At 65.0% G+C, this 22,496-nt stretch carries 24 protein-coding genes; 20 read left to right on the forward strand and 4 right to left on the reverse strand.

Translation table 11 applies throughout. The features are described from left to right. On the reverse strand, nucleotides 1-190 hold a 190-nt coding region (locus Plo01_RS41475), incomplete at its 3' end, for a Scr1 family TA system antitoxin-like transcriptional regulator (RefSeq protein ID WP_373871763.1). A gap of 426 nt (nucleotides 191-616) precedes the next feature. On the opposite strand from Plo01_RS41475, the gene Plo01_RS37665 reads away from it, so the two are divergent. Then, nucleotides 617-1,165 carry a hypothetical protein gene (locus tag Plo01_RS37665; RefSeq protein WP_203895581.1) on the forward strand — a complete coding sequence of 183 codons (549 nt, stop codon included), beginning with the start codon at nucleotides 617-619 and terminating at the stop codon, nucleotides 1,163-1,165. A gap of 66 nt (nucleotides 1,166-1,231) precedes the next feature. On the opposite strand, the gene Plo01_RS41190 is transcribed toward Plo01_RS37665, so the two are convergent. Continuing rightward, nucleotides 1,232-1,363, reverse strand: coding sequence for a hypothetical protein (locus tag Plo01_RS41190; RefSeq protein ID WP_275415457.1), 132 nt, complete (start codon nucleotides 1,361-1,363; stop codon nucleotides 1,232-1,234). 23 nt (nucleotides 1,364-1,386) lie between these two features. Between Plo01_RS41190 and Plo01_RS37670 the strand changes: the two genes are divergently transcribed. Beyond that, nucleotides 1,387-1,548 (forward strand): hypothetical protein, encoded by a 162-nt coding sequence (locus tag Plo01_RS37670; RefSeq protein ID WP_203895582.1) that lies wholly within the window; start codon nucleotides 1,387-1,389, stop codon nucleotides 1,546-1,548. Nucleotides 1,549-1,721: 173 nt separating this feature from the next. Next, complete coding sequence (locus tag Plo01_RS37675; RefSeq protein ID WP_203895583.1) at nucleotides 1,722-3,164, forward strand: tyrosine-type recombinase/integrase; 1,443 nt, start codon at nucleotides 1,722-1,724, stop codon at nucleotides 3,162-3,164. 806 nt (nucleotides 3,165-3,970) lie between these two features. On the opposite strand, the gene Plo01_RS37680 is transcribed toward Plo01_RS37675, so the two are convergent. Further along, entirely contained in the window at nucleotides 3,971-4,837 is an 867-nt protein-coding gene (locus tag Plo01_RS37680) for a hypothetical protein (RefSeq protein WP_203895584.1), read from the reverse strand. Nucleotides 4,838-5,200: 363 nt separating this feature from the next. Between Plo01_RS37680 and Plo01_RS37685 the strand changes: the two genes are divergently transcribed. The 3 genes from Plo01_RS37685 to Plo01_RS37695 all read left to right on the forward strand — a co-directional run bounded on the left by Plo01_RS37685 (nucleotide 5,201) and on the right by Plo01_RS37695 (nucleotide 7,588). After that, nucleotides 5,201-5,881 (forward strand): NPCBM/NEW2 domain-containing protein, encoded by a 681-nt coding sequence (locus Plo01_RS37685; protein ID WP_203895585.1) that lies wholly within the window; start codon nucleotides 5,201-5,203, stop codon nucleotides 5,879-5,881. A gap of 79 nt (nucleotides 5,882-5,960) precedes the next feature. Then, on the forward strand, nucleotides 5,961-6,662 hold the full coding sequence (locus Plo01_RS37690; protein WP_203895586.1) for a GntR family transcriptional regulator: 702 nt from the start codon (nucleotides 5,961-5,963) through the stop codon (nucleotides 6,660-6,662). Nucleotides 6,663-6,679: 17 nt separating this feature from the next. After that, nucleotides 6,680-7,588 (forward strand): aminoglycoside phosphotransferase family protein, encoded by a 909-nt coding sequence (locus tag Plo01_RS37695; RefSeq protein ID WP_203895587.1) that lies wholly within the window; start codon nucleotides 6,680-6,682, stop codon nucleotides 7,586-7,588. On the opposite strand, the gene Plo01_RS37700 is transcribed toward Plo01_RS37695, so the two are convergent. Further along, nucleotides 7,585-8,949, reverse strand: coding sequence for an NsdA family TPR-like regulatory protein (locus Plo01_RS37700; protein ID WP_203895588.1), 1,365 nt, complete (start codon nucleotides 8,947-8,949; stop codon nucleotides 7,585-7,587). The genes Plo01_RS37695 and Plo01_RS37700 overlap by 4 nt on opposite strands. A 340-nt stretch (nucleotides 8,950-9,289) precedes the next feature. Between Plo01_RS37700 and Plo01_RS37705 the strand changes: the two genes are divergently transcribed. The 14 genes from Plo01_RS37705 (at nucleotide 9,290) to Plo01_RS37770 (ending at nucleotide 22,364) form a co-directional block, all read left to right on the forward strand. Next, complete coding sequence (locus tag Plo01_RS37705) at nucleotides 9,290-9,460, forward strand: hypothetical protein (protein ID WP_203895589.1); 171 nt, start codon at nucleotides 9,290-9,292, stop codon at nucleotides 9,458-9,460. Between the two features lie 289 nt (nucleotides 9,461-9,749). Further along, nucleotides 9,750-10,040, forward strand: a complete 291-nt coding sequence (locus Plo01_RS37710; RefSeq protein ID WP_203895590.1) for a WhiB family transcriptional regulator — start codon at nucleotides 9,750-9,752, stop codon at nucleotides 10,038-10,040. Nucleotides 10,041-10,057: 17 nt separating this feature from the next. Further along, nucleotides 10,058-10,219, forward strand: coding sequence for a hypothetical protein (locus Plo01_RS37715; protein WP_203895591.1), 162 nt, complete (start codon nucleotides 10,058-10,060; stop codon nucleotides 10,217-10,219). Then, nucleotides 10,216-11,172: a hypothetical protein gene (locus tag Plo01_RS37720; protein ID WP_203895592.1), complete on the forward strand. Its 957-nt coding sequence runs from the start codon at nucleotides 10,216-10,218 to the stop codon at nucleotides 11,170-11,172. The genes Plo01_RS37715 and Plo01_RS37720 overlap by 4 nt, the downstream gene beginning before the upstream one ends. A 1,076-nt stretch (nucleotides 11,173-12,248) precedes the next feature. Continuing rightward, the gene (locus Plo01_RS37725) at nucleotides 12,249-12,965 is read left to right on the forward strand and encodes a hypothetical protein (RefSeq protein WP_203895593.1); all 717 of its coding nucleotides are present in this window, start codon (nucleotides 12,249-12,251) and stop codon (nucleotides 12,963-12,965) included. Nucleotides 12,966-13,120: 155 nt separating this feature from the next. Next, nucleotides 13,121-15,103, forward strand: coding sequence for a hypothetical protein (locus tag Plo01_RS37730; RefSeq protein ID WP_203895594.1), 1,983 nt, complete (start codon nucleotides 13,121-13,123; stop codon nucleotides 15,101-15,103). 557 nt (nucleotides 15,104-15,660) lie between these two features. Further along, nucleotides 15,661-16,005, forward strand: coding sequence for a hypothetical protein (locus Plo01_RS37735; protein WP_203895595.1), 345 nt, complete (start codon nucleotides 15,661-15,663; stop codon nucleotides 16,003-16,005). A 21-nt stretch (nucleotides 16,006-16,026) separates the two neighbouring features. Then, complete coding sequence (locus Plo01_RS37740) at nucleotides 16,027-16,473, forward strand: single-stranded DNA-binding protein (RefSeq protein ID WP_203895596.1); 447 nt, start codon at nucleotides 16,027-16,029, stop codon at nucleotides 16,471-16,473. A gap of 427 nt (nucleotides 16,474-16,900) precedes the next feature. Next, on the forward strand, nucleotides 16,901-17,650 hold the full coding sequence (locus Plo01_RS37745) for a DNA cytosine methyltransferase (RefSeq protein WP_203895597.1): 750 nt from the start codon (nucleotides 16,901-16,903) through the stop codon (nucleotides 17,648-17,650). Continuing rightward, nucleotides 17,647-18,573 (forward strand): bifunctional DNA primase/polymerase, encoded by a 927-nt coding sequence (locus tag Plo01_RS37750; protein WP_203895598.1) that lies wholly within the window; start codon nucleotides 17,647-17,649, stop codon nucleotides 18,571-18,573. The genes Plo01_RS37745 and Plo01_RS37750 overlap by 4 nt, the downstream gene beginning before the upstream one ends. 64 nt (nucleotides 18,574-18,637) lie before the next feature. Continuing rightward, nucleotides 18,638-19,819 carry a DUF3631 domain-containing protein gene (locus Plo01_RS37755; protein WP_203895599.1) on the forward strand — a complete coding sequence of 394 codons (1,182 nt, stop codon included), beginning with the start codon at nucleotides 18,638-18,640 and terminating at the stop codon, nucleotides 19,817-19,819. A 185-nt stretch (nucleotides 19,820-20,004) separates the two neighbouring features. Next, nucleotides 20,005-20,199 carry a helix-turn-helix transcriptional regulator gene (locus tag Plo01_RS37760; protein ID WP_239317853.1) on the forward strand — a complete coding sequence of 65 codons (195 nt, stop codon included), beginning with the start codon at nucleotides 20,005-20,007 and terminating at the stop codon, nucleotides 20,197-20,199. Further along, nucleotides 20,199-21,521: a tyrosine-type recombinase/integrase gene (locus Plo01_RS37765; RefSeq protein WP_203895601.1), complete on the forward strand. Its 1,323-nt coding sequence runs from the start codon at nucleotides 20,199-20,201 to the stop codon at nucleotides 21,519-21,521. The genes Plo01_RS37760 and Plo01_RS37765 overlap by 1 nt, the downstream gene beginning before the upstream one ends. Before the next feature lie 60 nt (nucleotides 21,522-21,581). Next, the gene (locus tag Plo01_RS37770; RefSeq protein ID WP_203895602.1) at nucleotides 21,582-22,364 is read left to right on the forward strand and encodes a transposase family protein; all 783 of its coding nucleotides are present in this window, start codon (nucleotides 21,582-21,584) and stop codon (nucleotides 22,362-22,364) included. The last annotated feature ends 132 nt before the right edge of the window (nucleotides 22,365-22,496 follow it).

The following is a 22,496-nucleotide window of genomic DNA, read 5'->3' on the forward strand; positions in this document are numbered from 1 at the left end:
GAACCGCAGCACGAATCTGGTCGATAGCTTCTCGGCAGGAAACCAGTTCAATGGGTGCCTCCAGGACCTCGTTCCCGGTGAGCGACTCAAGGTAAATCGCATCCGGGATCGGCGGATCGGCGACTTCCAAGTAGATGAAAGGGTTGTCGGGCGGCATGTAGGCGCCCACGGTGAAGGGGATGACCTGGATCGTCGCGTGGAGCCCCGGATGATCTCCAGTTAGGTGTGCATGACCTTGGTGCTGCCGACTTGCCGGAGGGGGACCGCTTCGTCAACGAAGGTCCAGTGACGCGGGGGCCGGCTCGTCCGGACGTGGCCACGTTCGGCCAGAGCCTGGGCACCCCTGCAGACGATCACCCCGTAGGGCCACCATGCCCCCGTGACGATCCCTGAGCCCGATCCGGACGACCCGCCGCCCTGGCTGCATGAGCAACGTCATGTCCGCCGTACGGCCCGCTCCGGACCGGCCGAGGAACCTCCCCAGACCTGATGCAACTCCGCTCACCCCGACTACCGCGAAAGTTGCAGGCCGCCCGGTCGGCTACCACGAGAGACAACCTGTGATTCCACCCCGAGTTTGACGATCTTTACTGACCTCGCTCATACCGTGAGGACGGTGTGCGGCGTCAAGGGAAAAATCATCACCTTCACGCCGACCGCACAGCATCCCGCGACAGGGCTCAGGAAACGAGGAGAAGTGAAACTCATCGCTAAAGGTGCGGTAGCCCTTACCTCTGCCGCCGTGGTATCCCTCCTGCCGGCGACCGCTTTCGCCGGGACGGCCGGAAGCTCCAAGACCGCTCCCGTGGCCGATGTCGAGATCAATGCGCCCGGGGCGTCAGCGCAGGCCCGCTGGTACACCCTCCGGCACGAGGCGTTGGGTCCAGGCAAGCGTTTGAGTGCCGGGATCTGGAAGCGGCCTTCGGGAGTGCGCGTGATGCAGGTCAAGGCCCGCTGCTGGGGCAACGACTCGCGGATAAGGGTCGATCTCGTCTACAGGCGCCGCTACGCCCTCGGCGATAAGACCGCCAAGTCCGGAACGTGGTCTTGTAACGGCGGCTACGGCATCGTCCGCATCCACAACGCAGGGCACCGCGATTACTACGCGAACTTCATCCTAGACAAGAAGCACACCGTCGAGTACTGGGTGCAGTACTACAAGTAATCTGCCCGACGCAGGCCCTCTCGGCCCCGTCCACCGTGAGGTGGACGGGGCTTTGCTTGTTCGTGGCTACGCGCTGTTGGCGGCGCCGACGATGAGCCAGAACGTGAGCAGCGCCCACGGCAGCACGCACACATACCCGAGGACGAGGCCGGCGACCGCTTGCCCGTGACCGCCCCGGCGTCCGGCTGGTGGACCCACGCGACCTCATCGGACCCGTCAACATGACGATCAACGAAACTTCGGGCGGGCAACTCGTCTACGCGGAGATCCGGATCGCAGAAGACAGCGGAACCGACCCCGAACTCGTGGCCGCGATGGACCAAACAGCCGGACACTGGAGAGAGATACCGATGGCCATGGGCGACCCCGACAAACGCCTATAGTTCGTCATTTTCTGGAACGTAACATTCCCGGCAACCTCAGGTGTCCATGGACGCCTCCCCCGCCCAGTTCGATTGCTACTTCTCCCCCGAAGTGATCACCCTGCCCACCCTCAACGCGCTCAACGCCGTCAGCCAGCACCTCGCCCGCAGGTTCCCCACAGCAGGAGCCCGTCATGGCCTACACCTTCAGACGCTGTCACTGCCGAGACGAGACCGGGAAATTCATCGGCCAGACCTGCCCCCTGCCGGCTAAACGTGATCAAGGATCTTGGTGGGTCCGCTACGACGTCCCGCCCGATGCCGACGGCAGGCGCCGCCGCCCGCGCGTGGGCCCGTTCGCGAACAAGACCCTCGCCGAGAAAGAACTGATCAAGCTGGTGGCCGAAGCCAACTCCGGCCGGCCCATCCCCGACCGCAAACTGAAGGTCATCACCTACCTGCGCCAGTGGCTGGCCGGCAAGAAGAGCCTCAAGCCGTCCACCCGCATCAGCTACACCACGCACATCGAGCTCTACCTCATCCCCGGCATCGGCCACCTCCTGCTCGCCGATCTACGCGAGCACCACCTCGGCGCCTTGTACGAGGCGATGGAGAAAATCAATCGCCCCCTCGACGGCGAGCCGTCCGAGACACTGCGCCGCCTGCTGAAGGCCCGGGCCCGCACCGCCCAGGGCGAGGACGCCGACGCACTGTACAGCCGCCGGCCGCTGACGTCAGCACGGATCCGCTGCGTGCACGCCACCCTCTCCAGCGCCCTGTCGGCGGCCTACAAGCAGCGGAAACTCAGCCACGACCCGTCCAAGAACGTCGAGCTGCCCGCGGCCAAGCGCCGTCGGCCACTGCTGTGGACACCGGAGCGGGTGGCGCGCTGGCAGGAGACGGGAGCGCGGCCGGGCCCGGTCATGGTGTGGACGCCCGCCCAAGTCGGCCAGTTCTTCGACTTCCTCGAGGCCTGCGAGGAGCGGCTGTATCCGCTCTACCACGTGGTCGCCACGCGCGGTCTGCGCCGGGCCGAGATCTGCGGGGCCCGCTGGCAGGACATCGACCTGACCAGCCCGACGAAGACCTTGTCGATCCTGGAGGGTGAGGACGACGACGAGCCGGGCCTGAAAACGGATGCGTCCTGGCGCGTCACCACGCTGGACGCCACCAACGTCACGTTGCTGAAGGCGTGGCGGAAGGAGCAGAGCGAGGAGAAGCTCGCCGCCGGCGAAGCGTGGGTGGATTCGGGCCGGATCTTCACCAAGCCGTCCGGGGAGCCGCTCGACCCGGATGTCATCTCTCAGCGGTTCGACCGCGCCCTCATCCGCCACGCCACCATCCGCCGCAGGCACGCCGAGGAGGGCTGGAGTCTCGAGCGGCTCGCTCAGGTGCACCTCGCGCCCAAGCGCGCCGTCACGCTCGCGCCTCAGGCTCCGTTGCCGCCGGTGCGGCTGCATGATCTTCGGCACTGTGCGGCGACGCTGATGCTGGCGGCCGGCTCCGACATGAAGGTCGTCAGCGCGACGCTCGGGCACTCGCAGTACTGGTTCACCGCAGACACGTATACGAGCGTGGTTCCGGAGCTCGCGGAGGCGGCGGTGGCGCTGATTCCGAGGGCGGCGAAGAGCTCATGATCAAAATGGATGGGCCAACGATGGACCAACAGAAGGCCCTTTTCGATCTTGACTGGTCATGGGCCAACATGCCGCCAAGGTCATCATCAACAGAAAATCCAGGTCAGACGCCTGATCGGTTTTCCCTGAAGGGGTAGGGCGGGCGGGACTCGAACCCGCGACCAAGGGATTATGAGTCACGGTCGCGAACCCGAGTGATTATGCCTCTCACCTGCGAGTGCAAGCCTTTAAACGATTGATCATTTGAGATTTCGGCACGCATCCGGCACAGTACGGGGCCCAGGCTGCCTGTAACAAGATCACATTTCCTCTCATGTCATCGGACGGGACAAGGACCGAACGGCCTTCAGCCCTTCCATGGTGGCGCTCTCGAATCGCGCTTGATCGCGGACCGACGAGGGCCGAACAGCAGACGCAGCCCGTCGTCCGCAAAGAGGGCTACCGGCTCCGGAGAGGAATATGGATTGCGGCGACTTAAATCCCATGACCAGGCAATACACGTTCCGATCTTCATCGGTCTTACGGCACCGGGCTGCAATGGGTCCACAACTAGGATGAAAGACCTCTACAGGACTGCTTTGTCGTACGAGCATCGTCAAGATCGGAAACTGTGCGAGCGACCCACTTCGGTAGAGGGGGCTCTCGCACCAAGGACCCTTTCTGAGGGATCAGCAGATGTCGCACACTGCGGGACTTTTCGCTCACGCCGAACCCCCTCTACACGCCCTACAGAGGCCCACATCCCTACCAATAAGATTGCTTACCCGCCAATCTAGTCACACAGAGAGAATAGTGAATGGAATAGATTAATCGACTATCTCGCTAAGCTTTCTAGCAAGATATTCCCTAACTTTGTTTGCGGCCTTCCCTACTGGATCAATAGTGCGGTCAACGATCATATCGGCGGCCTTGCCGGCCGCAATCGCTCCAGCGACACCTCCACCGACACCAAGCAGAACCGCACCGACAGCCGTCCCTACACCTGGAGTAACTATTGTGCCAGCGGCGGCACCTGTTGCGGCACCACTGGCGGCACCGGAAATAAAAGCACCCATAGCAGCCGTAAATGCCGCGCCTGCGTAAGCACCTACCGCACCTCCCGCAGCAGTACCAGCCCTCCCTGCCGCATACTTAGCGACAGCCCGGTAAGCCATTCGAGCACCACGCTCGACAGCCGGGAGGCCGACGTCTTGTGATAGCTGCTTGGCACATGTAGAACCAAGGTTGAATACACCGCCCACTACCCCGAATCTCTTACTTACCTTTCCAAGGTGCTGGAATGCACCGTTCTGAGAAACCGGTCCGATATGGTCGGAGAGCCCTCCGATTCGGCCGACGTATTTAGCATTGAAGGCATTCACGAGGAAGATATCCCCCCCTCCACCAATCGGCCCTACTCTAGGTTCGAAATGCTCTTTGAATCGACTCAGACTTTTACCACTCCAGCCTTGTGGGCCGAGTGTTATAAATAAGCTGATTCGCTGACCATAAACGGCCTTTTGGCATACCTTGGCGGCTCGCGAAGCTCGACTCGCGACGGTGGAAGCCCCAGCTAGTGCTTCCCCATAAAAGTCAATCTTATTTTTTTCAGACAAGTCCATCTTGCCTCCACTTACAACGCGCAGGGCACGAGCGGCCAGATCTTGCCCAGGGTAGCAAACGATCAACTCCAAGTCACGTCCTTTTTGTACATTCTGGCACTTCGAGATCGTCCACTCAAAGTCGCCTAGCAAGATGAGGCCTTGCCCTGCTCTAACTGTTATGCAGTGCGCCAGACGTGGCGCCTAAAGCCGTGCAAACTTGAGTGCAGCCCACCTCAATCACTATCAACAACGGACCAAAGGGCATAAAAGACCAGGATCGACACAGAACGCCCTTAGAATCATACATGGGGATATTTCTATCAGATTAGGACATATCGCATATTATTTAGCATTTCGATACGTTAAATTCTAGAGGACTACAGAGAATTCATTTCATGCATATTGATTTATGGAAATTATTCAGGCGCTAAAATCCAGAAGAGAGGAAATCTCATGACTGTCTCCTCCGGCGGTAGTGGAAACCGCGGTGCATGGCACGACCCCAAGTCCGTTGCTTTCTGGACCATTGTTGGAAGCGTAGCCGGATCCCTGTCTCTAATTGTCGCAATAGTTGTAGCACTCCAAGGCCCTGATAAGGCTTCGCCGGACAGCCCTCCAGTGCCCTACAACACGCCAACGGAAGTAAAAGAATCTAATTTCTTAAATACCCCCACAATAAAAGATTCTCCAATCCCCGCGAAAGAAGAAAAAAGTGCACCTTTAAAGATTTACCTAGCAGACATGGAGCCTTTAGGAAATTACTTTGACACTTGGTCAAAGAGGATATCTGCAGAGATGAATGGGAGGGAGTATCCAAATAGCGTAGAGGCCCTATGCCCACCCTACGGAGATCGACTTGAATATAACCTCGGAAGGAAATATAAAAAACTTTCAGGGATTATTGGCGTGGGAGATAATGAAGACTCGAACGCCCTTGCGGCAATCACAGTATACGGCGACGACAGGGTCCTGAAGAACGTTTCAGCCAGCGTTGGGAAGTCAACTTCAATAAACATCGACATCCGAAATGTATTAAGATTATCAATATCGTGCGATCCTCGCTGGATAGACTCTAAAAGGGGGGGTTTTTCTGCGATTTCCTTCTCTCTGGGAGATGCCTATTTATCCATGTAGCACTCTAAGGGCAGGCCCGCTCGCAGTCCTCGGAGGATTCGTCTAGGCTAAGGGAGCTATGCGTCTCTAGGGAGGTGTAATGAATCAGCGTAATGACCGGCCCGCATATCTTCGGATCGCGGACGACCTACGTGCCCAGATTCAGGCTGGCGAACCTCCCCCCGGTGGGATGCTGCAATCTGATGCTGCCCTAATGCGCACGTACAATGTTGCCCGCGGCACCGTCCGACAGGCAGTAGCAGAGTTGGAACGTCTCGGCCTCGTGGCCAGCGAGATAGGCAAAGGTCGGCGAGTCATAGGTGAGACGTCTGGCGAGTTTGGCCCCGTCTCCACGCGGTACGAGGCCGTCGCCGCTTCTCTTCGGGAGAACATCGTCAGTGGCACGCTTGAGCCCGGTCACCAGCTTCCCCGTGAAGCAACGTTAGCTGAGCACTTTGGAGTGTCGAAGGGTACTGCCCGTCAGGCTCTCCAAACGTTGGCTGCCGAAGGGCTCATCACTGCAATCCACGGTAAGGGCTGGTTCGTCGGTGACGCTCGGGGGGCGCTGACCCGGACCGATGAAGTAGCAGCTTCCATCCGAAAGACCATCCTCTCCGGCGTATTCCCTGCAGGATCTCGCATTCCGGGGGAATCCGTGCTCGCCAAACAACACGGCGTAGCACGGGTTACCGTGAGACGTGCTATGGCCTTACTGGAGGCGGAAGGACTCGTCAAGAGCAGGCGGGGTCTCGGACGGATCGCCACTCCCCCATTGAATGACAGCAATCCAGGTGCCGACTAGCGAATAGGCCGCTCATAGTGAACGAATCGCGCCTCGATTCTTTGCCCTTCACCGCTGCCGAAGCTCAAAAAACCCTCGACACCGTATGCCGTGAGATCGGCTTGCACGCCGAGGATGCCAGGCTCATCCGTCTTGGTGAGAACGCCATATTCCAGCTTGCAGCCGAGGAGGTAATCGTCCGAATCGCTCGCAGCGCGGAGGTTCTCCCTGACGCGACCAAGGAGGTTGCCGTAGCCAAGTGGCTTCGCGAGTCAGGACTACCCGCGGCGGAGCCTGTGGACCACGAACAGCCCCGCCTAGTCAGAGGGAAGCCGGTTACCTTCTGGCGCTTCGTTGACGACAGCGGAGAGAAGGCAAGCGTTAAGGACCTCGCGCGGATCCTTCGGCAGCTTCACAGCTTTCCTGTTCCCGCAGGACTGCCATTGCCTGAGCTCGATATCTTCGGGCGAGTGTCTGAGCGCATCGCCACAGCGGAGGTGCTGTCAGACCAGGACCGCGACTTCCTCACGGATCGCCTCGCAGAGCTCCGCGGGAGTTACACCAATCTCCGCTATCCCTTGGCCCCGTGTGCTGTCCATGGAGATGCTCACCAGCAGAACCTAATCAAGACTCCTGATGGCAAGATCTTGCTCATCGACTTCGAGCGATTTGCTTTCGGGCAGCCCGAGACGGACCTTGCTGTCACTGCGACAGAGCGCCTCATCGGTTGGCACACACCTCGGGAGTATGAGGGATTCGCCACGGCCTATGGGTTCGACATCATGGGGTGGGAAGGATTCCCGGTGCTGCGCTCCATCAACGAATTGAAGATGACCACGTGGCTGATGCAGAACGTCAACGAGAGCGAGCAAGTCGCCCAAGAGTTTCAAGTGCGCTTCGCGTCGCTGCGCGACGATGAAGCTCCGCGTGCATGGACTCCTTTCTAGGCGATCGAGGGGTACTTGCCGGCAACCAGCTCTCGGAAGCTCTCTACCTCGGGATTGCCGCGGTAGGCCTTGAGGTCGGCGCAGAGGTCCTGGATGTATCGGAGATAGCGCATCGACTTGAGGGAGCCCGCAAGCTCTACCGCTTGTGTCGCCAGGATGGCCGCCTGGCATGGCTCGCCCTGGTGGACGTAGGTTGCCGCCTGCACCATGCGGATGAATGCGAGCGTGCGAGCGTAGACCGGATCTGTGAGCTCCAGGCACCGGCCGATGAACTCTTGAGCGATGCGCGGGTTCCGGAGGTCGCGGAAGCAGTGTGCGCCCTCGCCGGCCAACTCGGCGTCGTCGAAGTAACTTATCCATTCGGGATCATCAGCGATGTTCCGAGTTTCGAAGAGCTTCTCAGCCTCGCGAAGTGCTCGTGAGCACGCAGCATCATCGCCGTTTCCCGCGTGGGCTCTCGCTTCCATGGCGAGGAAGCTCGCCATCGTGGTTGCGCTCGCGACCCCTTTTGAGCCCTCTTGCGCTGCCCGCGCGAGCTGTACTGCTTGATGGAAGTTCCCCAGATAGTTGGCCTGGTGGCTCATGTTGCCGAGGAGCCGCCCTCCGAGCATCCGGTCATCCGCGGCTTGAGCGAGGCGCAATGCCTGGATCATGTATCGCTGAGCGAGGCCATGACGTCCGAGGTCGTAGGCCGTCCACCCGAGAAGTTGCGTGACCTCCGCGGCGGCCGAGAAGAGCGCGCGACCGACCGGCTCCGTGAACGTCCCCTCCAAGAGAGGGCTCACGTCATGGGCGTAGTACTGGGCCAAGGCTGCGCGAGCATGGCCGCCACCGAACTGGAAATCGAGCTTCATGAAGAGCTGCGTTGTCGTACGGATGGCGCAGACGTCGGCCTCCCCCACGTTGAGCCGTGCGCCGCTCCGTACCGGCAAGGACTCGGCTCTCGACAACAGCCACGTCAGGAGCGGTTGCGTCCATGCTGAAGGCACCACAGCGGCTTGTACGGCAAGAGGGTCATCCGCCAGATCCCGCCGGGTAAGTCCCACCAGTCGGGTGCCGACCTCGGGTACGGCCTCAGCGTATTCAAGGCCACGCTCAAGGGTTGCGGGCGTCACTGTCCCGCCCATGCCGATGTCCTCCAGGGAGAACCGCACGCCAGCTTTACGGCTGAGTGCCTCGGCGATGAATCTCGCCGTTGCAGGGCGCGGTTGAACTCCTTCGAGCCAGCGTTTGACGTTCACGTGCGTGCACTGGAGGAATACGCCGTCCTCTTGGGCGACGAGCTGAACTCTGGACGCGAGCCCTTTGTTTGAGCAGTCAGCCCGGCGCATGGCCTCGGCTAACCCAAGGTTGGGCGGCATAGACGTCCTCACCTCCGATCACGGTTTCAGGGTCAGCATTACCCGCGTCAAGGCTGAGCGGCCAGCATTTCAAGGGAATTCCGAGATCTTATTTGTCCAGGTCAGAGGATAAATCACCCCCGAAAATCACCCCCTGAGCAACTGAGCACCCCCGGAATCACTCTGCCCGTACGGCCTTGCCCTGCGGTTCTCTTGAGTTGGCAACAGCGAGCAAGGCCCAAGGCGCCGAAGAAACCTGAAAGACCGGATCCCTAAACCTTGACTCGCCTCTACTGTACATGTTCTATCTCTTATAGAACCTGTCTAGTAGGTTCGAAGGGCCAGCCGAAGGGAGCCCGCGATGAAGCTCACCACCAGTTCAGGCAAGTTCCTCCCGACCTTGTTCGTCATCGGCGCGGTGTTCTTCATCGTCCGTGAGCCCGCCAAGGCCGCTCATTTCGCCGCTGCCGCGATGGACGGGCTGATGAAGGTCGCCGACTCACTCGTCACCTTCCTCTCCAACTTCGGCTGATCAAGCCGCGCATCAAGCAGCACCCGCACAGCCGGAAGACCTGGGAAGGCGGCACACGCCGCGCGCCGACGGGCTGTCGCACTCGACCTTTTGACAACTAAATCCGGGCCACCGCCTCCCACCGAAAAGGCGGCCCGCGCACGGTAACGAGCCTGCGCCCCGAACTTCGCTGTCCTCGCCGGAGCGGTGTGTAGCCACCACGACCCGCACCGCCCTGGCGCTCCTGTAACCGACCGCTAGAGCGTCAAGGAGTGCCACCCTCATGACTCGTCCTATCCACCCTTCGCGCATGTCGCTCGCCGAACTCGAAGCGGCCTGGCCCGTAGATGGTGAGATCCCGCTACCGGAATGCAGCTACGACTCCGAGCTGCACACCGGTCCGCACGCCACGATCGAGACCGCCGTTGAGCGCGCTGCCCGTGAAGCAGTCGCCCGTGAGATCTGCGCGGGCTGCCCGGCGCAGGTGTTCTGCGCCGCCTACGCCCTGAAGCTCCAGCCCACCGCCGGCGTGTGGGCCGGCCGTACCGCTGCCGAGATGGCCGCGGAAGCCCCTGAGTTCAACACACTCGCTGCCGCCTGACCTCCAAGGAGACCCCGATGCTGTCCATCCGCCTGACCGGTACGCCCGCCGAAGTCGCCGACGCCGTTCTGACCCTGCGCGAGACCTTCCCCATCGCCGCCGTCAAAGGACTGTGCCCCACGGTTCCCGCCGAGCCCTGCATCCGTGTCTATGTCCAGATCGGGGAGGGGCCCTCATGACGATCAGCACAGCCACCCCTGATCCCGGCCCCGGCGACATCGCCCGTGGCCTGGCCGCGCTGGAGCGCTATGTGGCAGATCACGCGCCCGTGCCCCCGCCGCCGGCGCCGCACCCGCCAGCGATGAGCGGTGAGACGAAGCGCGTGCGCCAGCTCGCCGCGGAAGTGGCCGAAGCTCATGCGCTGGCCGCGCTCCAAGACGACGACACTCCGCTGATCGTCGAAACCGCCAAGGTCCGCAAGCGCCGCCGTAGGGCGTATGAGGCTGCCCGGCTGTATGAGCTGGCTCAAGCCCCGACCATGCTGGTCTACCAAACGGTGCGGGTACGGCGGTTGCTGATAACGACCGCGTTGATCGCCCTGGCCCTGGCGTTGGCCTGGTCTACCGCCGGTGTACAGCGATTCGCCGCCGATGACGCCAAGCCGGGAACGGCCGCCTGGCTTTCCGCCTGGCTGGTTGAGCCGTTTCTCTCGCTGGCCCTGCTGGTCGTGGTCGGTGCCCGTGCCTACCTCGGCACCCGTGGGGTGGACCTGCATCATCGGACCGTCACTCGGGTCGAGCGGCTGTTTCTGGGGCTGACCGCGACGATGAACGCCTGGCCGTACCTGCCCGGCATCGCCGAGACCTTCAGCATGGCCAATCTCGTGCTGCATCTGCTTGGCCCCATCGTGGCCGTGGCGATCGTGACCGTGCTGCCGATCATCCTGGCCGCCTTCGCGGGGCTGAGCTACCGCAGCCCTACCGGCGGCCCTACTGGTCCTACGTACAGGGAAAACACCGCTCCCAGTGGAGTCGACATCCCGGCCCTGACCGACCAGGCACGGACTCTGATCGCTTCCGGTGAGCTGCCCGCCACCCCCAGCGCGACCCGAATTCAGCGCACCTTGCGGTGCGGCATGGATGCCGCCCGCGCCGTACGCGACGCGCTCGCAGAAGGAGGGGAGCACGGATGACCGAACAGACCACCGTCGAAGAGCAGCCTCCGGAACCGAGTGCTGTCGTTCCCCCTGTGGCCGTTCCCTCTGAAGCCGTCACCAGCGACGTGCCGCCGGTCGAGACACCGCCGCCAGCGAACGCATCCGATGCCGAGGAGAACGGTGAGCATGCTCGCGGCTTTCCCGCTGGACAGCTCGCAATCGGCGTGTTGTCGATAGCAACCGCCGTATTGGCGAGCGTGTATCAACTCGTTGGCCCGTGGGGATTGGTTGCCTGCGCTGTCATCGCGGGAGGCGGGGCGCTGGTCTACCTCCGCCGACGCCGTCAAAGACGTAACGACCCCCATCCGTACCGTTCGACCGAGCGACGGCGCCGCGGTCGCAGCACGACCGCCGCAGAGCATGCCGGACGGCGAAGCGGACGGACCGCCGGATGGATCGGTGGACGGACCGGACGGATCGGTGGACGGAGCGCATACCGGCCCGAGGGGATGGGGCATCGCTTCCACCGACCGCCGCGAACCGCCGGCCTGAGTAACCGGACCGCCGCCCCGTCTGAACGCCCCGAGCGGACGAAAACCAGCAGGCGGGGCCGTTGGCAGGTGCGCTCACCTCGATCGATGAGTGATCGGACCGACCGCGCTTCCGCTCCTACGAGTGCGTTCAACAGGTTCCGCCGGGGCGGTGCCCGAAAGCGAGCCGAAGGCCGCGAGCGCGACACCATGAGCACACGAAAGGCACGCGCCAAGCGTGCGGACAAGAAAGGCGCTTCCCCGAGAGGTACGGCGCCGCGCTCGCCTCACATCGGGAAGCGACCTGCCTCAACGGCGCCAAAGCATCTGCTTCGGCGTCGGACTGAACGGGCGGTGACCTCGACCGGACGGCGACTGCGCAACGCCGGCCACGCCGCCCGCCGCGCGATGGGCCGAACCGCCCGCCGTGCGGGTGGGTGGGCCGACCGCCGTACCGGTCGGCGGGTTTCGACTGCGTGGACCGCGGCCCGCACCGCCCGTACCTTCCACGCCGCACGCCGGGCAGCGCTGGCCGTCCGGTCGGGAGTGCGGCGCTGGGACGCCGAAGCTACCGCCGCGGCGGTGGCGCTGGTGGCATGGCTGACTTCTTGGTGGCGGCGCCGTACGGCCCGCAAGCCCACATCCGACGCCACGGCCAGCGAGACCGCCGCCGCGGACACAACCGAGGCGACCTCGCAACGCCCGACCAACAGCGAACCCGCCATCACCATGAGCGCCGCCTGTCCGCAGTGCGGCACCACGCACACGGTCACGATCCCCGGTGGGAAGGCCGAACTCACTGTCACCTGCCAGTGCGGCTACAAGATCCGGCTCTTCCGCATCCCCGCCGATTCCCCCGACGGGCCGGCCAAGAGCACCGCCGATCAGACCACGGCACCGGCCGGTTCGAGCCGGCGCCGTCACCCCTACGCAGCAACCACCACCACGAGGAGAAGTCGCACCATGAGCACTTTCCCACTGGCCGCCACGGCCGCCGAGATGAACGCCGCCGCCGCCAGCTACGCCCCCACCGACATGTGGGTCGTGGCCCGCGAACTCGACCAGCTCACCGAGGTCCCCGCCTACGTGGCGCTGGCCATCCGCACCTACACCACCCGCCTGCAAGCCGAATACCCCATCGATCCGGCCGTGGTGGAAGCCATCCATCGTCTCTACCAGGCCCAAGCCCAGCTTGTTTCCCTCGCCGAGGAAGTCGGCCCGCTGTTCCGTCGCGTGCACGCCGAAGACCTGCGGCGCGAGGAAGCCCCACGCACCAACGAACCGCTGTGGAACGTCTGAGCCGCCCTCCCATCCGCCCCTACGAGCCATGAAAGGAGAAATCCCACGTGCACACCACCACGACCACCAAGCCCCGCGCGGACTGATCACTGACCCCGCGTGGCCCCGTCAGCGCCACCACGCAAGGCGCCCTTGCCCTGGCCGCGCTGGCTGCGGTGGGCGACGCCACCGCGCTTGATCCGCTCTGGGGTGGCGCCGCCACTGTCACCGGCATGCTGGGCACGGTCGTGGTGGGCGCCCACTTCGATCACGGCCCGACCGCGCTGCTGTATCGGCTGGGCTGTTGGATCGGAGCCGGCGGATGGTTGACCTACACCCTGATCACCACTCCCTGGAATCTCAACACCTTCGCCGCGCTCGGCGTCGGCGCCCTGACCGCTGGGCTGCTGTCTCCGCTCGGACGGGTTACTCCCCATACCGACCGGCGGCCCGGCACGGCGTTGGTCCTGCGGCAGAACGCTCGCATCGGTATCGAGTGGGAAAACCGGCTGCTGCGGGTGTGCCGCATCCGCGTCACCGTCACCGACGTCGTCACCTGGCCGACCGGCACCGGCTATGACGTGCAGGTAGAGCTGCCCGGCGGAGGCGTCACCCGCAAGCAGGTGGAAAGCTATGCCGAAGCCCTGGCCACCGATGCCCGTCTGCCTGAAGGCTGCGGCGTGGAAATCGTCGGCGGCCCGCACCGCGGCACGGTGGTGTTGCGAGTCTCCACCGTCAACCGGCTCGCCCAGATCATCACCTATCCGGCTGACTACTCCCCGACTACCGTGCTGGAGCCGATCTACTGGGGCGAGTACACCAACGCCGATCCCGCTGGCGCGCTGGTCCGGGAAGAGTCGGTGTTGATCGCCGGAAAGCGTGGATCGGGTAAGACCACGCTGCTACAGGACGCCTCCATCGCGTTGGGCCGATGCACCGACAATTTGGTCTGGCATCTGGACCTCAACGGGGGCGGGCTGACCCAACCCTGGATTGACGTGTGGTTGGACGGGCGCGTGGCGCGCTGTCCGATCGACTGGGCAGCGCCGAACCTGCACGAAGGCAAGCTGATGCTGTCCGCGGCGATTGCCGTCGCCAAGCACCGCAAGGCCAGCTACCGGCAGCTCAAGCGCGCCCACAACAGCAACCTGCTTCCCGTCAGCCCGGAGCTGCCACAGATCACGATCCTCGTGGACGAAGGCGCCCAAGCCGTCAAAGATCGCGAGCTGGAAAGCCTGCTCAGCGAGTTGCAGAACATCGGCCGCAACGAGGCCGTCAACCTCATCATCTCCGCCCTGCGCCCGACCTCCGACCTGATCCCGGTCAACATGAAAAAACAGACCGGTGTGCGGATCCAGATGCACGGCCCCGATGATGACGAACTGGGCCACATGTTCGGCTGGAACCGTGGCATCTGCATGGATCAGCTCGCCGGCAAGGGTACCGGTTTTGCCAGCCTCGATGGTTCCGTCCCGCGCCCATTCCGCGCCTACAACGTGCTGCCTGCCCAGATCGAGCAAGCCGCCCTCATCATCGCCACCACCCGCCCCGATCTCGATGCGGCATCGGCTGAGGCCGCCGGCGAGGCATACGACACCCGCTATCAGCGGATGTATGCCGCCTTCACCGATCTCGACACCACCGAGGAGGTTCCCGACCCTTACGCCCACGCGCTCAACCCGGGCACGTCCTCCGCCCCGGTTCCGGCACGCCGGTTGACAGTCCTTCCCGGTGGCAGAGCCGATTCTTGGGCTGATCCGTTCGCTCTGGCCCGCCGTACGAGTACTCCGCTGCCCGTGGTATCGGCCGCCGACTGGCCCGAACCCCGTCGGCAGGTGGCGCGCGCCCGACAGCTTCATCCCGTACCCGCGGCCCTGCAGCCCCACCAGGTTCCGCCGATCGTGGCCCGCGCCATGGCCGCCTTCGCCGCTGCCGGCACCGAGCGCTTGCACTCGGCGGAGTTGGCCGACGCCCTCGGTATGAGTCAGACCGAACTGGCCGACGCGCTACGTCCGTACGGCATCGGCCCCCGAGAGCAGCCGTTCAAGCGCCGCGGCCAACGACTGCGCGGCTACGACCTAGAGGACTTCCACACCGCGGCTGAGGGTCACACCCCCGGGTCACAGCCGGGGGCCACACCGGGTCACACCGCCGTGTGACCCGCACACCCCGGCCGTGACCCTCCCGTGCACGGCCTGAGCAGGAAAAACACTCAGGTGTGACCCGCACAGGGCGCACGCCCGCCCTTCCCTTCCACGTCCAGAAATCAGCCCTTCCCCGCCCTCTCGCGGGAGGGGTCACAGGGTCACACCTCGCGTCACAACCCGCCCGTCGAAGGCCCAATGTCCGTCAGGCCTCGCTGGCTTGCTCCGTTTCTTGTCCCCGTATCCGCCGAAGGTTGTGGTTCGCCATGCCGAGAGCTGCCTGTCTCGTCTTGCTCGCCCTCACCCTGATCGGTTCGGCAATCCACCTCTCTGTCCTACTCGCCCTACCCGTGCTGATCGCCGCCTCGCTGGCCGCCTACCGCCGCTGCCTTATCCGCAACCCCTACGCCACCTGCCGCCCCTGCAAGGGCACCGGCTACCGGCGAAGCCGCCTGTTCGCCAGCTCTACCGGCTATTGCCCGGACTGCATCTGCACTGGTCGCCGCCCCCGCCCCGGCGTCCACCTGCTCAACGTCCGCTAGATCCCGTCACCGACCTTCAAGGAGCACACCATGAGCCTCACCACCCGGACCTACCTAGTCGTCACCTGCTCCCTGTGCGGCGCGACCAGCGACCCCCGCGAACCCGAGATCTGCCTCCCGGACACCGACGAAGGACGCGACCTGCTGTCCCTGCTGTGTAGCGATTGGACCTGGAGCGACCCCATCACTCCGCACCTGTGCCCGGACTGCATCAAGGCGACCGATTGCGAGCGCAACGGCCACTACTGGAGCGCGTGGAAGGCCCCTGCTTACGACTCCTGCACCTGCGTCCGCTACCGCCACTGCGAGCACTGCGGCGCCACCGAACGCCTCTGCCACTGCCCCGCCAACGACACCCCCGCCCCCTCCGCTTGACCCCGGAAAGGAAGAGCGCTCATGTCTGGTGAGACCACCATCACCATCATCGGCAACCTCACCGCCGACCCCGAAATGCACTTCACCCAGAACGGGACGGCGGTGGCCGGCTTCACCATCGCCTCCAGCTCCCGCACCTACAACAAGAGCGTTGAGCAGTGGGAGGACGGCGAGGCGCTGTTCATGCGCTGCTCAGCATGGCGCGACCTCGGCGAACACGTGCACGAGTCCCTCACCCGCGGAACGCGCGTCATCGCCGTCGGACGGCTGCGCATGCGCACCTACGAGACCAGCGAGGGCGAGCGGCGCACCGTCACTGAGATGACCGTGGACGAGATCGGCCCATCACTGAAGTTCGCCACCGCCAAACCGCAGAAGGTGGCCCGCACCGCGGGCAACAGCCACGACAACGGCGCCGGCGACCCATGGGCCGGCACCGCCCCTACGGATGACAAGCCGCCGTTCTAGCCACCCCGCAAGCAGGGATTACATGCGGCCTCGGCGACAGCCGCCAAGCACGACGCCGAGGCCGCGCCCTGCTCCGATCACGAGAAAGGCAATTTCAGCATGGCAGTCACCCGCACCCGCCACCAGAGCAAGCATCTCGCTCCGACATCGGGTCGGCCCGCCATGGTCCCGACCCGCGCCGCTGACTTGCGACCCGGCCATGCCGTCCGGCTGGCCGCCCTCGGCACCATCCCGGTTGCCACGCCACCCGAGCGCTTGCCGCGCGGTGAGATCCTCATCCGCCTCGGCTGGGAACGGCTCGCCCTCGTCGTGCATCCGGCCACCCCATTGGACGCCTACACCCATCGGCCCGCCGAGACCTTCCGGCTGTGGCACTGCCCGCGCTGCGGGGGCTCCGGCCTGTGGCTTCCGGAAGGGAGGGCGTCCAATGGGGGGCGTTGAGCACCTGGTCACCCTCACCCGCCCGGCCTGGCCTCCGGCACGCACACCCAACGGACTGCGCCTGTTGGATCTGTGCTGCGGCGCCGGCGGCGCGGGCATGGGCTATCACCTGGCCGGCTTCGAGGTCACCGGCGTCGACATCGCGCCCCAACCCGACTACCCCTTCACCTTCCACCAAGGCGATGCCCTGGAGTTCGTACGCGAGCACGGCCACGAATACGACGTCATCGCCGCCGGCCCGCCCTGCCAGGCCGACTGCACGCTGACTGCTGGCACCAATGCCGGTCGCCGTCACCTGCACCGCAGTCTCCTGGCCGCTACCCGTGAGGCGTTGCTGGTCACTGGTCGGCCCTGGCTCATCGAACAGCCCGTCGGCACCGCCCGCATGCGCCGTGACCTGCTGTTGTGCGGGCTGATGTTCGGCTTGCAGGTCTTCCGGCACCGGCAGTTCGAGCTGTGCGGCCTGGCCGTTGCCCAGCCCGAGCATCCCAGCCACGCCGGACATCGGGTGCGCGGCTGGCGCCATGGCCGCTACCACGACGGCGACATGATCGCCGTCTACGGCGCAGGCGGCGGCAAGGGCTCCATCCCCGAATGGCAGGCCGCCATGGGCATCGCCTGGACCGCCTCGCGCCGCACGCTCGCCGAGGCCATCCCGCCCGCCTACAGCCTGCACATCGGCCGCGCCCTGGCCGCTGCCCTGCTTCGATCCCACACCGGAAGGCAGGCCGCATGAGCGACCTCACCCGTCACGCCCTGGCCGCTATCGAGCGCGGCTGGCGCATCTTCCCCCTCACCCCGCACGGCAAGAAGCCGCTGCGCGGCTTCACCGACTGGGAAACCCACGCCACCGACGACCCCGAACGCATCGCCGCGTTCTGGCCGCACGCGCCGTACAACCTCGGCGTCGCCTGCGGACCCTCTCACCTGGTGGTCATCGACCTGGATATGCCCAAGCCCGGCGAGAGCGCGCCTGCCGCGGCCATCGGCCACGGCGCGGCCACCGGAGAGCAGGTCTTCCACCTGCTCTGCCAGCGTCAAGGCCGGCCTTATCCCGGCGACACTTTCACCGTCCGCACCCGGCGCGGTGGCACGCATCTGTACTTCGCCACGCCTGAGGGCGTCCGGCTGCGCAACACCGCCGGACGCAAGGGCAACGGTCTGGGCCAGCTGATCGACACCCGCGCCGCCGGCGGGTACGTCGTCGGCCCCGGCAGTTACGTCGCCCAACCCGACGGCACCGGCACCTACACCCTCGTACACGACGTGCCGCCCGCGCCGTTGCCCGGCTGGCTCGCTGAGGCGCTCACCCCGGAACCGCCACCGGTCTTGGCGAGCACCGCCGACCTGCTGGCCGATCTGCCCGCCCACCGGCTGAGCAAGTACGGCCAGGCCGCCCTGTCCGGCGAAGTGGAGCGCGTGGCCAGCGCGCCAGAAGGCAGCCGCAACCGCACGCTCAACATCGCCGCCTTCAACCTCGGCCAACTCATCACCCGCGGCGTTCTGCCCGAACAGGTCGTCACCCGCGCGCTCCAGATCGCCGCCGAGGCCGCCAATGCCGCGGGCAGGCCCAATAGTCCGCGGGAAATCGCCGCGGTCATCGCCTCGGGTCTGCGCGCGGGCATGGCCGCTCAACCCCGCCGCCGTAGAGCGGCATGAGTGCGACCGCCACCGGCCCGGCCACCACGGTCGGGCCACCGCACCTCTGCAAGGAGTACCACCCATGACCCACCGTCACCCGCCCACGAGCGTGATCCTGCTCGACGCGCTGCGCGCCGCGCTGGCCCGGTACGTGATCCTGCCGAGTGCCGAAGCCGCCGACGCCGTCACGTTGTGGATCGCCGCCACCCACGCCCAACCGGCCTGGGCGCATGCGCCCCGGCTGGTCATCCGCGGTCCCGAGAAGCGGTGCGGCAAATCCCGCCTGCTCGACATCGTGGAGGCCACCTGTCACGAGCCGTTCATCACCGTCAACTCCTCCTCAGCGGCGGTCTACCGCTCCATCACTGATGATCCGCCGACCATGCTCGTGGACGAAGCGGATACCATCTTCGGCCCCAAGGCCGACGGCAACGAGGATCTACGCGGCCTGCTCAATGCTGGCCATCAGCGCAACCGCCCGGCCAAGCGCTACGACGCCGCCCTCAACCGGGTGGAGTCCATCCCCACCTTCGCCATGGCCGCACTCGCCGGGATCGGTGCAATGCCCGACACCATCGAAGACCGCGCCGTGGTGGTGCGCATGCGCCGGCGCGGCCCCGGTGAGAGCGTCTCGCCGTACCGGCACCGCCGCGACCGCCCGCCGCTTCGTCAGCTCGCCGAGGATCTCGCGGCCTGGCTGCGCGCCGACCTGGAGAAGTTGGAGCGCGCCGAACCCACCATGCCCGTGGAAGACCGCGCCGCCGATACCTGGGAACCCCTGGTCATCGTGGCCGATCACGCGGGCGGCACCTGGCCCGAACGCGCCCGCGTCGCCGCCCTGGTGCTCACCGCCGAGGCCGACGACAACGGCCAAACCTCCACCCGCATCCGCCTGCTGGCCGACTGCCGTACCGCCTTCGGCACCGACACCGCGTTGCCCACCGCAACCCTGTTGGAGCGGCTCAAGGCCGATTCCGAGGGTGAATGGGCCGACCACGGACCGGCCGGCCTGACCGCGATGAAGCTCGGAACGATGCTGCGTGAATACGACATCAAGTCGGCCAACATCCGCTTCCCCAACGGCACACAGGCCAAGGGCTATCAGCGCGCCGATTTCCTCGACGCCTGGGCACGCTACTGCCCCACCTCCGAGCCCCTTCCCCAGGGTGAAGTCCTCCCGTTCGGGAGGGGTGGCCGTCCCAGCCGTCCCAGCCTCGTCATCGCAGATCAGAACGGGACGGCTCCGATTCCCGGGACGGCTTGAGCCGTACCACCCAAACAAGCCGTCCCAGCCTTGACCAGCACAAACGAGGCTGGGACGGCTGGGACGGCTACCCCCTCCAAATCCGCCCGTTCACTCCCTGAAACGGCCTCGGCGACAGCCGCCAACACGACGCCGAGGACGCGCCATTCTGCACCGATCATGGAACCTGAAAGGACATGCGAGCCATGACCACCGCCGCTGCGAGCAAGCCGCTCACCGTCTCCGAGTTCTGCACCGAGCTCGGCATCTCCCGATCCACCTTCTATGACTGGCGTGCCAAGCGCCGCGCCCCGAAGTGCATCACCCTGCCTAATGGCAGTCTGCGCATCCGCCGCACCGAGTTCGAGCGGTGGCTTTCCTCCCGAGAGGACGCCGCCTGATGAAGGACATCACCTACGACGTGCGCATCTACAAGACGGAGGTCTACAAGGGTGCGCGGGTCACCACCCACACCGTGAGGTGGAAGACCGCGGGGAAGTCCTGGAAAAGGCCGTTCCGGAACGCTGCTCAGGCCGACACCTTCCGCGGCGAACTCCAGGCCGCCGCACGTAAGGGAGAGGCGTTCAGTCTCATCACCGGCGAGCCCGTCTCATGGAACCGCGCGGAGAAGACGGAAACGAGCTGGTATGACTTCACCGTCGCCTACGTGGACATGAAGTGGAAACGCGCTTCAGCCGGATACCGGCGCGATATCGCGCGAGCCCTCACAGCAGCGACGCCGGCCATGCTGGAAAGCAACCGCGGCAAGCCATCCGATCGGGAGATTCGGAAGGCTCTCACACGGTGGGTCTTCAATACGAAAGATCGGGGCAGTCACCCGAGCGAGTATGGACCCGTCATCGAGTGGCTGAAGCGGAACGCTCTTCCGGTGTCCACGCTCGGAGAGGCTGCGATCGTGCGAAGTGTGCTGGACACCGCCACATCCAAGCTCACCGGCAAACCGGCCGCCGCGAGCACTGCCCGCCGGAACCGGGCGATTCTATTCAACGCCCTAGAATACGCGGTTGAGCTGAAGTTACTCAACGCCAATCCGATCCGGGGCCTGAAGTGGCAGGCACCGAAGAACTCGCACGAGGTCAACCGTGACTGCGCCGTCAACCCCGACCAGGCCAGAAAGCTTCTCGCCGCAGTGAAAGCGCAGAAGCGAAGCGGTCCGAGGCTGGTCGCTTTCTTCGCCATCCTCTACTTCGCCGGTCTTCGTCCGGAGGAGGCCATGGGGCTTCGGAAGGCCAACGTGATCCTGCCTGCCCTGGAGTGGAACAAGGAAACGGACGAGTGGGAGGAGCCGTCAGACGCATGGGGAGAGCTGCGGTTCCGTAAGGCATCACCGGACGTCGGAAAGGAGTGGACCGACGAAGGCACCCAGCGGGAAGAGCGACAGCTCAAGCACCGCGCCGAGGGCGACAGCCGTACGGTTCCCTGCCCCCCTGAGCTGGTCAAAATTCTCCGCGCCCACATGGACGCCTTCCCGCCTACCAAAGATGGCCTACTGTTCGCCGGCGTGAACGGAGGAGACCTGCCGACCATCACCTACCGGCGAGCGTGGGACAGGGCGCGCGCCGCAGTGTTAACCAAGACGGAGTACTCCTCCCCGCTCGGCAAGCGCATCTACGACCTCCGGCATGCTTGCCTATCTACCTGGAGCCCTTTTCAACCTGGCGGCGCTGGTCAACGTAGGTACGGAAGGCCGGGGTTGAGGTGAGATGAGGCCCCCGGTAAGACAGCAGTCGACCAAGATCCGATGCCCCAACCGGGAGCCTCGTTGCTGTCTTACCCTGCCGCGATTGCGCTGTCCAACCGCACCCTCGTCCGCCTGGCCGAACTGATCCGCACCCACCGGGCACAACGCCGGTCCCGATGGCGCCGTCTCGGCCCCGGGCAACAAGCCCTGCTGGTCCTGGCCCATCTGCGCAACGGCGACACCTATGCCCGTCTGGCGGGCGGGTTCGCCATCGGCACCACCACTGCCTGGCGTTATGTGCGTGAGGCGGTCGACCTGGTCACCGCCCTGGCCGACGATGTGCACACCGCCGCACGCAAGGCCTCCCGCCTAGCCTATGCCGTCCTGGACGGCACGCTCATCGGCATCGACCGGCTGGCCGACGACAGGCCGTACTACTCCGGAAAACACCACCGGCACGGGGTGAACGTGCAGTTCCTCGCCGATCCGGCCGGCCGCCTGGTGTGGGCTTCACCCGCGCTGCCCGGCGCGGTGCACGATCTGACCGCCGCCCGGCGAACCGGCTTGATCGATGCCCTCACCGGTGCCGGTGTCCAGGTCTTCGCCGACCAGGGATATCAGGGCGCGGGCGGTACGATCCGGACCCCGTTCAAGCGCCACCGGCATCGGCCGCGTCTGTCGCGCAACCAAAGGTCCGTCAACCGCGCCCATGCCCGTATCCGGGCGATCGGGGAACGCGCCGCCGCGACCCTGAAGGCCTGGAAGGTGCTGGTCCGGCTGCGCTGCTGCCCGCGCCGCGCCACAGCGATCGTCCAGGCCATCCTCGTCCTGCAGCTCATCGAGGAGGACCGCTACTCAGGATGAAAAACGCTCCTGGCTCAACGCCGGAGTACCAGCAACTCAGGTCGCCTATTGGGCGGGACACAGCGTGGACGTATTACTGAAGGTCTACGCCAAGTGCGTCTCCGGCCAGGATGAATCATCTAAGCAGCGGAT

Origin of the sequence: Planobispora longispora (assembly GCF_016863135.1) — a bacterium.
GTDB lineage: Bacteria > Actinomycetota > Actinomycetes > Streptosporangiales > Streptosporangiaceae > Planobispora > Planobispora longispora.